The sequence below is a fragment of the Lactococcus sp. bn62 genome, assembly GCF_029492705.2.
GTDB lineage: Bacteria > Bacillota > Bacilli > Lactobacillales > Streptococcaceae > Lactococcus > Lactococcus petauri.
This window is the reverse complement of the sequence record NZ_CP120417.1, coordinates 535,894-550,568: the sequence shown is the minus strand read 5'-3', so window position 1 is coordinate 550,568 and position 14,675 is coordinate 535,894. Positions and strand designations below refer to the sequence as shown.

Below are 14,675 nucleotides of genomic sequence, written 5' to 3'. Positions count from 1 at the left end.
TCTTTATTTGCATTTTAGTGAGATTCAGATACAGTCGCGGTACCATCTGTCTCAATCGCTTTTTTCAAGGCATTCCAGGCTAACGTTGAACATTTTACTCGCTGCGGAAATTTCGACACTCCTGCAAGGAATTGTGCATCTCCTAAACGCTCCTGCGCTTCTTCAACGTGTCCTGTCACCATTTCTGAAAAAATCTTTGCCAATTCCAAAGCTTCGGCTTTTGTCTTGCCAATCACAGCTTCCGTCATCATTGAGGCAGATGCTGTTGAAATTGTACAACCGTGCCCGCTAAAGGCAATATCGCTAATCTTATCTTCTGTAAACGCAACAGTCAAGCGAATGACATCTCCACAGGTTGGATTATTTAAATCAACAACACAAGCCTGTTGTAATTCACCTGCATGGCGTGGCGCAGAAGAGTGATCAAGAATTACTGCACGGTATAAATTATCTAATTTTGAAAGTGCCATTCTTTTTCTCCGTTTTTTGAATACTATAAGCCGAAAAACTCTTTTGTCTTCAAAAGAGCATCCACCAGTTTATCGCAGTCTGCTTTTGTATTATAAATATAAAAACTTGCGCGTGCTGTTGACGCTTGACCAAGATAATTAAGCAAAGGCTGTGCGCAATGATGCCCAGCACGTACAGCCACACCTTCCATATCCAAAGCTGTCGCCAAATCGTGAGGATGGAGTCCTCGGATATTAAAGGCAATCACACCACTGCGCTCTTCAACAGCTTCTGGACCATAAACTTCCAAACCTTCAATCGCTTTTAGTTTAGGCATCACATAAGCTACAAGCTCTTGCTCATACCGATGAATATTGTCCATTCCTATTGCTTCAAGGTAGTCAATAGCTGCCCCGAGTGCGATAGCTCCCGCAATATTTGGTGTGCCCGCTTCAAACTTCCATGGCAACTCCGTCCATGTCGAGTGACTTTCATAAACGAAGTCAATCATTTCTCCACCAAATTCGATAGGATTCATTTGATTAAGCAAAGTCTCTTTTCCATAAAGAACACCAATTCCTGTTGGACCACACATTTTATGCCCCGAAAAAGCAAAGAAATCTACATCCAACTCTTGGACATTAATTTTCATATGCGGAACAGACTGCGCACCATCAACGACAAAATAGGCACCGTGATGATGAACTAACTCAGCAATTTCCTTAATCGGAGTGATTGAACCTAGGACATTTGAGGCATGTGTTAAGCTTACAAATTTTGTTCTGGGCGTCAGTTTTTCTTTTAAGTCATCAACGTCTAAAGCACCGTCTTTCAGATAGACAATTTTTAGAATTGCTCCCGTTTTTTCAGCAACTTGTTGCCAAGGGACAAAGTTTGAGTGGTGCTCCGCAACGGAAATAATAATCTCATCACCTGCTGTTAAGGTTTGCTCCGCAAATTTTGAGACCCAGTTTAAACTCGTTGTTGTTCCACGAGTGAACAATACTTCTTTCGTAGACGCAGCATGAATAAACTTTCGAACCTTTTCACGTGCTGCCTCATAATCTGCAGTTGCACGCTCTGCAAGCGTATGAACCCCGCGATGAACATTGGCATTATCATGCTCATAATAGTTTGTCAAAACATCCAACACCTGCTGTGGCTTTTGGGTGGTGGCTGCATTGTCCAAGTAGACTAATGGTTCGTCATTAACTTTTTGATTAAGAATTTTAAAGTCTTTTGTTAAGTCAATCATTAGATTGCCAACTTTCTCTCGATAATTGATATAAATTCATCACGAACGGCTTTAATTGGAATTTCAGTTACAACTGCACCGAGGAAACCTCGAATAACAAGACGTTTGGCTGTTGTTTCATCTAAGCCTCGACTCATAAGGTAGTACATATCCTCAGGATCAACCTGACCAATAGAAGCTGCGTGTCCTGCAGTTACGTCATTTTCCTCAATGAGCAAAATAGGATTGGCATCACTACGAGCACTGTCTGAAAGCATCAATACTCGGCTTTCTTGTTGCGCATCCGCCCCTTTAGCCCCGCGCATGATTTGACCAATTCCATTAAAAGTTAATGTGCCTCGATCAAGAATAACACCATGTTGCAAGATATGCCCTACTGAATTACGGCCAAAGTTTGTCACACGAGTATCAATCCCTTGGATTTGTTTACCCATAGATAATCCAACAACTTTGATTTGTGAGTGGCTTCCATCACCTTTTAAATCGCTGTCAAAATCACAAATAACATTGCCATCATTCATTGTTCCGATAGACCAATCAATTGTAGCATTATTTGCTAAATGCCCGCGACGACTGATATAAGCTGTGACATGTTCTCCTAAACGGTCAATAGCCGCAAATTTCACTTGCGCACCTTCAAGGGCAATAACTTCGATAGAAAGATTACCTGTGACCTTAACGTTGCCATCACCGATACTTTCCAAACGTTCCAAATAATCAAGCTTACTGTTACGACCAGCAATAATTAAGATGTGTTTATTGAAAGGCAAATCTGACTCAGAATCCTGATAGAACTTTGCTTCTACAGGCACGTCAATTTCAACATTGTCCGGAATATAAAGAACCGCGCCAGAGTTGAAACTGGCAACATTGCTTGCTGCTAAACGATCTTCTGTATAACTCACAGCTTTGCCGAAATAAGTTTCGACTATCTCAGGAATTTCTTCCATCGCTGAAGCAAAATCAGTGAAAACAACACCTTTTTCAGCCAAATCTGGACGCATTTGCTCCATAACATTTTGGCTGCCTACTTGTACCAAAAGTGGGTGATTTGGTAATTCTGTAAAGCTTGGAACGTTTCCACTTGGCTCAGAATCCCCTATTTCTGTATTATCCAAGCCCCAACGATTGAATTTCACACGCTCAATATTGGGCATCTCTAACCCTGTCATAGCCTCAAAGGCGGTTTGACGAAGCTCTGATAACCAGTTTGGTTCAGCATGCATGAGCGAGAAATTTTTTATTTTTTCATTCATTTAATTGTATCTCCATGATGTATTTGGTGATGTATGACTTTCTGTCCCTTAACACCTCATACGACCTCAACCTATGCTTCTTCCTTATATTCAATCCCTAATTCTTCAGAGATTTTAGCATATCCTTCTTTTTCAAGACGTTTCGCAAGTTCGGCTCCGCCTGTCATAACAACGCGGCCTTCCATCATGATGTGAACGACATCTGGGGTAATATAGTCGAGTAAACGTTGATAGTGGGTGATGATAAGGGCACCAAAATTATCGCCACGCATAGCGTTCACGCCTTTTGAGACTACTTTAAGCGCATCGATGTCAAGCCCAGAGTCAATTTCATCCAAAATAGCAAAAGTTGGTTCTAACATCAAGAGTTGGAGGATTTCATTACGTTTCTTCTCCCCACCAGAGAAGCCTTCATTGAGGTAACGCTCTGCCATCTCTTCTTTCATGTTAAGTAATTCCATATTTTTATCCAATTTTTTAATGAAATCCATAACAGAAATTTTGTCATCTTCTGCACGTTTAGCATTAATGGCTGCACGCATAAATTCAGCGTTTGTAATTCCTGGAATTTCAGAAGGGTACTGCATCGCAAGGAATAATCCAAGGCGAGCGCGTTCATCGACTTCTAATTCAAGGACATTTTCACCGTCAAATAGAATTTCTCCTTCAGTGACTGTGTAACTTGGATTTCCCATAATTGCTGCTGACAAGGTTGATTTCCCTGTACCGTTTGGACCCATGATTGCATGTACTTCATTGGTATTAATAGTGAGGTTTACACCTTTAAGGATTTCTTTGTCTTCAATGCTCACATGAAGATTTTTAATTTCTAAAGTTGCCATTCTAACTCCTTCAATTCATAAGTAAAATATCTTTTACACTTCACCCTCCATTATAACAAAAAAAACAGACGAAAAGCTCATTTCCGTTCTGTTTTGTCGTGTTTATATTTTCTTTTATGTTTCTTACTTATAACTTGCTCTCGATACTCCGAACTGCCAATGAACCTCAAAACATTGAGGAAAGGTTGACGGTCTTTGCCAAGTATACCGACCAAGTCAATAAACAGCCCCAGTCCAAGCAGCAAAGCAATAATTAAGAATATACCACCGATCCGGCTGGAAACTTGTAGGATCAAGGAAATAAAGGCAAAAATTCCAGCTATGCCATAAATAACTAATACAGCGCCTCGATGAGTGAAGCCAATGTACATCAAACGGTGGTGCAGGTGCATTTTATCCGCACTAGAAATTCTTTGATTATTCAGTTTTCGCCGCACCATTGCCACGATTGTATCTGTTAATGGAACACCTAAAATCAAAAGTGGTGTTAGAACAGCTACTGCCGTTGCATTCTTTAAACCTTGCAGGGACACAACCGATATCATAAATCCCAAAAACAGTGCACCAGTATCTCCTAGATAGATAATCGCTGGATGATAGTTATATGGGAAGAAGCCCATAATGGCGGCAACTAAGGTAAAAATGGTAATAGGCAAGAAGATACTTGAACCTGGTAAAAAGAAGTAAGACACAATCCCCATGGTAAAGAGTGAAATCACGGAGACACCACTGGCTAAACCATCTAGGCCATCGATCAGATTAACCGCATTTGTAATCGACACAATCCAAAAAACGGTAAAAATAAAGGATAACCAAGCGGGAAACTCAAGAAAAGGACCACCGAAAGGAATTTTAAGATTGTCAAAGCGTGCATGAGTAAAAAACCATGTGATTGAAGCAGCGAGAAGCAACCCAGCCATCTTCATCTTAGGGGAGATTTCTTTGATGTCATCAATCAATCCCGTAAGGACAACAATACCACCTGCTACAATAAAAGGTGCAATGTAGTTGATATAAGTCACAAAATGAGGCTTAATTCCTTCCGCCAACTGTTTGGGGCTCATTAGGGGAAGTTGTGGGTAAACGATCATCGGGAGGATAAAAAGTGTCGCAATTGCAAAGGATGCAAAAATAGCTAGTCCCCCTGCCGAGGGCATTATTTTAGTATTGACACGTCGCTTGTTAGGCTTATCTACAGCTCCAATTCGGCGTGAAACAAAGGTCATTAATGGGGTGAAAATCAAGGACATTCCAAATGTCACGAAGAGCACAATGAAGAACTCTACTGTGAAGGGAATCCCCTTAATCGGGATTTCTTTTATGGTATCTATCATATCTTAAATTTTTGAGAGAACTTCCAAAGCACGTGTATTGATTAGTATCTCGCCGTATTCTTGTAGTGTTTCGCGACTGTTGATTGTTTCCTGTCCGTATTCTAACATTCGGGCACGCATCGAACTTACTGCTGTCTTTCCTTTTGACTTTTGATTGTCCAAAATAATCAAATAAAACTTATCTTCATAGCTATAAAGTTCAGATTCCTCTGCATCAATTTTAACATTTTTTACTGCTGTCAAAAGTTGAGACATGTTTTCAAATTCTAGAGAATAGAAGACAAAATCTGGATCTGGTTTATTTTCTACTTTTGTTTCTTTTGTTTCAGTTGTACTTGTATCTGCCATTGTTCCGCCATTTTGTTTTAAATCTTCCACACGTCCAAAGAAATCCGTCATAAGCTGCTCAAATTCTTCGGGATCATCAGGGAGATTATTGGGATCAATATCAATATTTTCTTCAGTAACAATAATATTCACCCCTTTAGGGAAAGGTTGAATTTGGAAAGTTAAAAGTCCTGATGAGAACCTTTCCTCAAGTCCTAGTTCTTCTACTAATTCATAAAAAAGATTTTCAACCATTGACTGGTTCGTAAAAAAATCAGAGAGTTTGACATCATGATCAACCAAATCTTGAAAGGTTAGGCTAATCTTTATCGTTTTTTCGTTTATTTCTTCATATTGCATATTTTTAACCTATTATTCTTCATTAACCTGCATGAGAACCATAACTTTTAGTTTTCATTGCAGAAATATTTTTAATTATATTTAACTGTTTCTTCTAATTATAACATATAAAAGGCTGTTCGCGTTTTTTGCCATTCACTCGAAAACTTTCTTTTTTTACTTTGTTACTCTTACGAAATTTTTTGTATCATTGGAAATTGTTATGTTATTTACCTCTAAAATATATTTTTTTGATAAAATAGTTCTATGATTTATTACATTCTTGCCAATCCCAATGCCGGTTCACGCAAAGGGGAGCGTTCATTGAAACTTTTATTGCCCTATCTCGAAAAAGAGGGCCTCTCTTACAAACTCTTTGCGACCGAACATACTGGGCAAGAAGCAGCTTTTATCCAAAAAATCTTGGAAGAGAAATCAGCAGAAGACCGGCTTGTCATCTTAGGTGGTGATGGTACCATTTCTTTGGCTCTCAATGCTTTACCTGATAATCTGTCCTTTGGTTACATTCCTTCTGGTTCAGGTAATGATTTTGCCCGCAGTTTGGGGCTTTCTTTTGATCCTATCCAAGCCTTCGAAAATATTCGCCAAGATAAGACCAAAGACTTTTATGTTATCCATTATAAATCGCAATCGTTTTCTGGCTACGCGCTCAATAATGTAGGAATCGGTTTAGATGCAGCCATTGTCAAAGCAACTAACAGTGGACGTATGAAAAGCATACTTAATGCACTCAAGTTAGGAAGGCTTTCTTACTTTCTGACCGCCCTTCATGTTTTATTTAGCAAAAAACCGTTTGAGCTTAGCGTTTATAACATGAAAAATGCTTTTAAGTTTGATAATGCCTTTCTCTTGACCTTTACTAAGCATCCCTATTTTGGCGGTGGTATTCAAATTGCACCTGAAGCGACTAATCTCAGCCAAGAAATTCATTTGGTTGAGTTGGACAGATATAGTATCCCGAAAATATTTTCGTTAATTCCTAGTCTGCTTAAGGGAAAACATTTAGACAATAACCTTTTCCATCATAGTGTTTCCACAGCAGCTGCAGTAACATCGCAGTCCGTTCAACCCGTTCAAATCGATGGAGAGTCTTTTACTATCCAAGCCAATGACACTTTGACTCTAACTTCTGAAAAAAGAAAGATTATTTGTTAATAATAAAACGGAAGACTATCTTTTCAATAAGAGTTCATCTTCCGTTTTTCTTTTACAAAAAAATAGCGATATAATCATCGCTATTTTTTATTTTATTTTACTTCTTCAATTTCAGTTTCTGAAACAGTGACCTCAGGAGCATTTGACAAATCTGACAATGGCTCAAGATTACGGTAACGGAACATACCTGTACCGGCAGGAATAATCTTACCGATAATGACATTTTCCTTAAGACCAAGTAAGTGGTCTTCTTTACCATGGATTGCAGCATCGGTCAAGACACGTGTTGTTTCTTGGAAGGATGCAGCAGACAAGAATGAATTTGTTTCCAATGATGCTTTGGTAATCCCCATAAGAACAGGTCGTGCTGTCGCTGGTGTTTTACCAGAAAGGAGGGCTTCTTCATTGATTTTTTCAAAGTCAGAAATATCCATAAGTCCACCAGGCAAGATATCCACATCACCAGTATCCATTACACGGACTTTACGAAGCATTTGGCGAACCATAACCTCGATGTGTTTATCCCCGATTTCAACCCCTTGTGAACGGTAAGTTTTTTGAACTTCACCGAGCAAGTAAGTTTCAACGGATAAAGCATCACGTACTTGGAGCAAGTGCTTAGGTTCAATTGAACCTTGGATCAATTGGTGACCACGGTGGATAAATTCACCTTCTTCAACCATGAGCACATCAGCCATTGATACTGTGTATGAACGTGTATCTGTTTTACCTTTGACTGTGATTTCACGTGTACGTGTCGCAGCATCTTCCACAATAGATTCAACCGTACCAGTAACTTCGGTAATGATTGCTTCCCCTTTAGGGTTACGTGCTTCAAAGATTTCTTGTACACGAGGCAAACCTTGAGTGATATCTGAGCTTGACGCAACACCACCCGTGTGGAATGTACGCATTGTCAACTGTGTACCAGGTTCACCGATTGATTGAGCGGCGATTGTACCAACAGCTTCACCAACTTCAACGGCTTCACCTGTTGCCAAGTTTTTACCGTAACAGTGTTTACATACACCATGTGGTGTTTTACATGTAAATACTGAACGGATTGTAACTTCTTTGATACCTGCAGCAACGATTTGCTTCGCGATATCTTCTGTAATCAATTGATCATCGCCAATAATTACTTCACCAGTTTCTGGATGTACAACTGTTTTACGTGTGTAACGTCCTTCGAGACGTTCAACCAACGGTTCTACCATTTCTTTACCAGTGGCAATATCAGAAATCAAGAGTCCACGATCTGTACCACAATCCACTTCACGGATGATAACATCTTGAGCAACGTCAACCAAACGACGTGTAAGATAACCAGAATCGGCAGTCTTAAGGGCTGTATCGGTCATACCTTTACGCGCACCGTGAGTTGAGAAGAACATTTCCAAGACAGAAAGACCTTCACGGAAGTTAGAAATGATAGGCAATTCCATGATACGACCATTAGGAGCAGCCATCAAACCACGCATACCGGCCAATTGTGAGAAGTTGGAAATGTTACCACGGGCACCAGAGTCCATCATCATAACGATCGGGTTAGTCAAATCTTGTTCTTCAATCAAGCGTTTTTCAAGTGTATCTTTTGCACCACGCCAAACATCAGTAACCGCATTGTAGCGCTCATCATCAGTAATCAAACCACGACGGAATTGTTTAGTGATTTGTTCTACACGTTTGTGTGCAGCACCAATGATTTCTGCTTTTTCAGGAACCACTGGGATATCCGCAATACCAACTGTTAAACCAGCCAATGTTGATTGGTGGTAACCTAAGTTCTTGAGCAAGTCAAGGAACTCAGAAGTTGTTGTTGTGCGGTAACGTTTGAAGACTTCAGCGATAATATTACCCAAGTGTTTTTTCTTGAATGGCAATACTGTATCAATTTCAGCTAAACGTTTATGGATATCTTCACCAGGTTCCATGAAGAAACGGTCGTCCGTTTGAGTTGTGATGTTCTCATCGGTATTTTCATTCAAGTAAGGCATACCTTCTGGATAAATTTCATTTCCTTCAGGCATAATTGAGTTGAACATTACTTTACCGACAGTTGTAATCAAGATTTTACCTTTTTGGAATTCTGTCCAAGGTTTATTCATTGATTGTGTTGCAATACCGATACGTGTATGCAAGTGGACATATCCGTTACGCATTGCAATTTCAACTTCTTCAGGATTAGAGAAGATCATACCTTCTCCTTCACGTCCTTTTGCTTCCATTGTCAAGTAGTAGTTACCCAAGACCATATCTTGAGAAGGTGTAACGACTGGTTTACCATCTTTAGGGTTAAGGATGTGTTCAGCAGCAAGCATAAGCAAACGTGCTTCGGCTTGCGCTTCTTCTGACAATGGCACGTGAATCGCCATTTGGTCACCGTCAAAGTCGGCATTGTAGGCTTCACAAGCCAGCGGGTGCAAACGCATTGCACGTCCATCAATAAGTACTGGCTCGAACGCTTGAATACCTAAGCGGTGAAGCGTCGGTGCGCGGTTAAGAAGAACAGGGTGTTCTTTAACAACTTCTTCAAGGACATCCCAAACTTCAGCATCTTGGCGTTCAACTTTACGTTTAGCCGCACGGATGTTGGCAGCCATTTCACGTTTAACCAATTCGGACATTACGAATGGTTTGAAGAGTTCGATAGCCATTTCACGTGGGACACCACATTGGTACATTTTAAGTGTTGGACCAACTGCAATAACTGAACGACCTGAGTAGTCAACACGTTTACCCAACAAGTTTTGACGGAAACGCCCTTGTTTACCTTTCAGCATATGGCTGAGAGATTTAAGTGGACGATTACCGGCACCTGTGATTGGACGACCACGACGACCGTTGTCAATCAATGTATCAACAGCTTCTTGCAACATACGTTTTTCATTTTGGACGATAATATTAGGGGCATTAAGCTCCATCAAACGTTTCAAACGATTGTTACGGTTGATAACACGACGATAAAGGTCATTCAAATCAGATGTGGCAAAACGTCCACCATCCAATTGAACCATTGGACGAAGATCTGGTGGAATAACTGGAAGCACATTAAGTACCATCCAAGCTAATTTGTTACCAGATTTTTTGAAGGCTGTTAATACGTCTAAACGACGAATGATTTTAACACGACGTTGTCCGCTAACATTTTTCAATTCTTCTTTAAGTTCAGCAACTTCTGCATCAATATCAACATCGTTAAGCAAATCTTGGATAGCTTCAGCACCCATTTTCGCAACAAATGAACCAAAACCATTTTTCAAAAGTTGTTCACGATATTCACGCTCTGTCAAAAGTTGTTTCTTTTCAAGATCTGTTTCCTTAGGATCAATAACGACATAACTTGCGAAGTAAATAACTTCTTCAAGAGCACGTGGGCTCATATCAAGTGCAAGCCCCATACGTGATGGAATCCCTTTGAAATACCAGATGTGTGAAGTTGGTGCTGCCAACTCGATGTGCCCCATACGTTCACGACGTGATTTAGCTGTCGTTACTTGAACACCACAGAGTTCGCAGACTTGGTTTTTGTAGAAAACGCCTTTAAGCTTACCACAAGCACATTCCCAGTCCTTTTGTGGACCAAAGATACGCTCATCGAAGAGACCTTCGCGTTCAGGTTTTTGCGTACGATAGTTGATGGTTTCTGGTTTTTTGACTTCACCAAATGACCAGTAACGAATTTTTTGTGGAGATGCGATACCAATTCGCATGCTCTCAAATTTATTTACATCGACCAATGTTTTCTCCACTTTCTTTGTATTTATTTCTTTTCTGTTGAATGTTTGGCTCTTGACAAACATTACTGTGAAGACCGCTAGCTGTATCTTTTAAAACACAATCTTGCCCGAAAATCTTCAATCTAACGGATCAAAGCTCATGTGATAGGCAGCAATGTAGGACTTATTTTTAAAATAGAAGTTATCCATCCAAATACAGTTCTACATTACCGCCTAGCACACTTGCACAGTGGTTTACCTTAAAAGGTTTTTATCTTAAATTTATTACGAAAAGCTATTTCTTATTCCTAATAAACTTCTTGTTCACAGAAAAGAACAATTATTTTTCTTCTTTTGCTTCGCTAATCAATGCTTGTTCAGTTTCCACTGCTTCAGTAACAATTTGCTCCTGAGCTTCAAGCATTTCTGGCGTAATGTCAATATTTTCTTGACGAACTTCGATTTCATCATCAAGTTCACGAAGGTCAAGGACATTTTTCTCACCATCAAGGACTTTAAGATCCATACCAAGTGCTTGCAATTCTTTTACAAGGACACGGAATGATTCAGGAAGACCTGGTTTAGGAATACGTTCACCCTTAACGATAGCTTCATAAGCACGTGTACGTCCAATAACATCATCTGACTTGTAAGTCAAAATTTCTTGGAGAACATTTGCCGCACCATAAGCTTCAAGGGCCCAAACTTCCATTTCCCCGAAACGTTGTCCACCGAACTGCGCTTTACCACCGAGCGGTTGTTGTGTAACGAGTGAGTAAGGACCAACACTACGTGCGTGAAGTTTATCATCAACCATGTGGTGAAGTTTGATCATGTACATGACACCGACAGAGATACGGTTATCAAAAGCTTCACCTGTACGTCCATCATAAAGTACTGTTTTGGCATCATCAGCCATTCCAGCTTCCTTAACGGTATTCCAGATATCTTCATCACTTGCACCATCGAAGACCGGTGATGCAATGTGAATACCCAATGTACGTGCAGCCATACCTAAGTGAAGTTCCATAACTTGTCCGATATTCATACGAGAAGGGACACCCAATGGATTCAACATGATATCGATTGGTGTACCATCTGGCAAGTAAGGCATATCCTCTACAGGAACGATATTTGAAACGACACCTTTGTTACCGTGACGTCCGGCCATCTTATCCCCAACGTGGATTTTACGTTTTTGTGAGATGAAGACACGAACCAACTTGTTCACACCTGATGGCAATTCATCACCATTTTCACGTGTGAATACACGTACATCGTGAACGATACCGCCACCACCGTGAGGAACACGGAGTGATGTATCACGAACTTCACGTGCTTTTTCACCAAAGATAGCACGAAGAAGACGTTCTTCAGGTGTAGGATCAGTTTCACCTTTTGGTGTTACTTTACCAACGAGCAAGTCCCCATCTTCAACCTCAGCACCAATACGGATAATACCGTCTTCGTCCAAGTTTTTGAGGGCTTCATCACCAATATTTGGAATTTCGCGTGTAATTTCTTCAGGGCCAAGCTTTGTATCGCGTGTTTCTGATTCATACTCTTCGATAGCAATAGATGTATAAACGTCATCTTTAATCAAACGTTCAGACATGATAATGGCATCCTCGAAGTTATAACCTTCCCAAGTCATATAAGCAACGAGTGGGTTTTGGCCAAGCGCCATTTCCCCATTTTCCATTGATGGTCCATCACCAATGATGTCGCCGGCTTCAACTTTATCACCAAGTTCAGCAAGTGGACGTTGGTTATATGAAGTTCCTGAGTTTGAACGACGGTACTTCATAATGTTATAGATATCAAGTTCACCTGATGTTCGACGTACACGGATTTCGTCAGCATCTACATATTCAACGGTACCATCATGTTTAGCGATCACAGCAGCACCTGAATCACGTGCTGTTTGATGTTCCATACCTGTACCAATCCAAGGTGCATGTGGATCAATCAATGGAACGGCTTGACGTTGCATGTTGGCACCCATAAGGGCACGGTTGGAGTCATCGTTTTCCAAGAAAGGAATACAAGCAGCTGCTACGGCGATAACCTGTTTAGGAGAAACGTCCATATAGTCTGCAGTTGAAGCATCAACTTCAATATTGTTACCAACGTGACGGGCCATTACTGTTTCGTTGACAAATTTGTTGTCATCAGTCAATGGTGAGTTAGCTTGGGCAACAGTGTAGTTGTCCTCTTCGTCAGCTGTTAAATACTCTACTTCATCCGTAACTGTTCCCGTTGCACGATCAATACGACGGTATGGTGACATGATGAAACCATATTCATTGATTTTGGCATAAGAAGACAAGTTATTGATCAACCCGATATTTGGACCCTCAGGTGTTTCAATCGGACACATACGGCCATAGTGAGTGTAGTGAACGTCACGTACTTCATATGAAGCACGGTCACGTGAGATACCACCAGGACCTAAGGCAGAGAAACGACGTTTGTGTGAAAGCTCTGACAAAGGATTGTGTTGGTCCATAAATTGTGACAACTGTGAAGAACCAAAGAATTCTTTGATTGCAGCAGTTACAGGACGGATGTTAATCAATCCTTGAGGTGTCATATTTTCATTTTCAGAAGATGACATACGTTCACGGATAACACGTTCCATACGTGAAAGACCGATACGGACTTGGTTTTGAAGCAATTCACCAACTGAACGGATACGACGGTTTCCTAAGTGGTCAATATCGTCTACTTTACCAATACCTTCAGAAAGACCTAACCAGTAGTTGATGTTAGCAATCACATCAGCTGGCATCAACACACGATTTTCTGCAGGAATTTGACCATTAGAAATCAATGTCACGACACGTTCTGGATCTTTTGGAGAGTAAACTTTCAATGTTTGAAGTTCAATTGGCTCAGGAATAACAGCATCGTCAGATGGTTGATAAACTGTTGTATTGAGACCATTATCCAAAAGGTTTTCGATAGAATCTAAAACATCACGTGTTACAAGAGCATCAGATTCAACGAGAATTTCTCCTGTTTCAGGATCAACGATTGGCTCTGCCAAAGTCAAACCGAGAATACGGTTTTTAAGCGCAAGCTTTTTATTAAATTTATAACGACCTACAGGTGCAAAGTCGTAACGACGTGGGTCGAAGAAACGTGCAATTAAAAGTCCACGAGAGCTGTCCGCTGTTTTAGGTTCACCAGGACGGAGGCGGTCATAGATGTCTTTAAGTGCTTCTTCAACACGTGTGTCTGATGGGTTTTTGTGAACGTCTTTGCCCAATGTTGTATTGAGGAGTTCACTTGGTCCCATAAGTTCAAGGATTTCATCGTCACTACCAAAACCAAGAGCACGCAACATTGTTGTAAATGTTAACTTACGTGTACGGTCAATACGTACATAACCAACACCTTTAGCGTCTGTATCTAATTCAAACCACGCACCACGGTTAGGAATAGTTGTATGACCATAAGATTCCAAACCATTTTTATCTGTTTTAAGGTGGAAGTATGAACCCGGGCTACGTACCAACTGGCTGACGATCAAACGTTCAGAACCGTTGTTGATGAATGTACCCATTTCAGTCATAAGTGGGAAATCACCGAAGAAAACTTCTTGTGTTTTCAATTCGCCTGTTTCTTTATTTACAAGGCGGAAAGTCACATGAATCGGTGCAGAATAGTTTGCATCGTGAGCACGGGCTTCATCCACAGTGTATTTAGGGGCTTTCATTTCATATCCAACAAATTCAAGCTCCATTGTGCCCGCAAAGTTGTCAATTGGAAACATTTCTTTGAAGACGTTAGCCAAACCTTCGTCAAGGAAGTTTTGATAACTTGCTGTTTGAACTTCGATCAAGTTCGGCAAACCAATTACTTCTTTGATTCGTGAAAAACTGCGTCTTGTACGGTGTTTACCGTATTTTACGTCATGTCCTGCCAAGTTGATTCTCCTCATTCTATTTTTCCAGTTTTTCTGGATGTGTTAT

The 14,675-nt window shown here is 40.5% G+C and carries 9 protein-coding genes; 1 reads left to right on the top strand and 8 read right to left on the bottom strand.

The features are described from left to right. Positions 1-14: 14 nt before the first annotated feature. From sufU to P3G65_RS03000, 6 genes are all read right to left on the bottom strand, one after another. Entirely contained in the window at positions 15-470 is a 456-nt protein-coding gene (gene sufU, locus P3G65_RS03025) for a Fe-S cluster assembly sulfur transfer protein SufU (protein WP_019292403.1), read from the bottom strand. 23 nt (positions 471-493) lie between these two features. After that, entirely contained in the window at positions 494-1,705 is a 1,212-nt protein-coding gene (locus tag P3G65_RS03020; protein WP_284071324.1) for a cysteine desulfurase, read from the bottom strand. Continuing rightward, positions 1,705-2,961: a Fe-S cluster assembly protein SufD gene (gene sufD / locus P3G65_RS03015; RefSeq protein ID WP_284071323.1), complete on the bottom strand. Its 1,257-nt coding sequence runs from the start codon at positions 2,959-2,961 to the stop codon at positions 1,705-1,707. Before sufD ends, P3G65_RS03020 begins: the two co-directional genes overlap by 1 nt. 71 nt (positions 2,962-3,032) lie before the next feature. Then, complete coding sequence (gene sufC / locus P3G65_RS03010; protein WP_019292406.1) at positions 3,033-3,803, bottom strand: Fe-S cluster assembly ATPase SufC; 771 nt, start codon at positions 3,801-3,803, stop codon at positions 3,033-3,035. A gap of 77 nt (positions 3,804-3,880) precedes the next feature. Beyond that, a complete protein-coding gene (locus P3G65_RS03005) occupies positions 3,881-5,137 on the bottom strand; it encodes a glycosyltransferase family 4 protein (protein WP_019292407.1) in 1,257 nt (418 codons plus the stop codon). Positions 5,138-5,140: 3 nt separating this feature from the next. Next, the gene (locus tag P3G65_RS03000; protein ID WP_019292408.1) at positions 5,141-5,824 is read right to left on the bottom strand and encodes an adaptor protein MecA; all 684 of its coding nucleotides are present in this window, start codon (positions 5,822-5,824) and stop codon (positions 5,141-5,143) included. A 246-nt stretch (positions 5,825-6,070) separates the two neighbouring features. On the opposite strand from P3G65_RS03000, the gene P3G65_RS02995 reads away from it, so the two are divergent. Then, entirely contained in the window at positions 6,071-6,979 is a 909-nt protein-coding gene (locus tag P3G65_RS02995) for a diacylglycerol kinase family protein (protein WP_019292409.1), read from the top strand. Positions 6,980-7,071: 92 nt separating this feature from the next. Here P3G65_RS02995 and rpoC read toward each other — a convergent pair whose 3' ends face one another. Together rpoC and rpoB are read right to left on the bottom strand one after the other, a co-directional pair. Continuing rightward, a complete protein-coding gene (gene rpoC / locus P3G65_RS02990; protein WP_019292410.1) occupies positions 7,072-10,719 on the bottom strand; it encodes a DNA-directed RNA polymerase subunit beta' in 3,648 nt (1,215 codons plus the stop codon). 319 nt (positions 10,720-11,038) lie between these two features. Next, on the bottom strand, positions 11,039-14,629 hold the full coding sequence (rpoB, locus tag P3G65_RS02985; RefSeq protein WP_019292411.1) for a DNA-directed RNA polymerase subunit beta: 3,591 nt from the start codon (positions 14,627-14,629) through the stop codon (positions 11,039-11,041). Between the last annotated feature and the right edge of the window lie 46 nt (positions 14,630-14,675).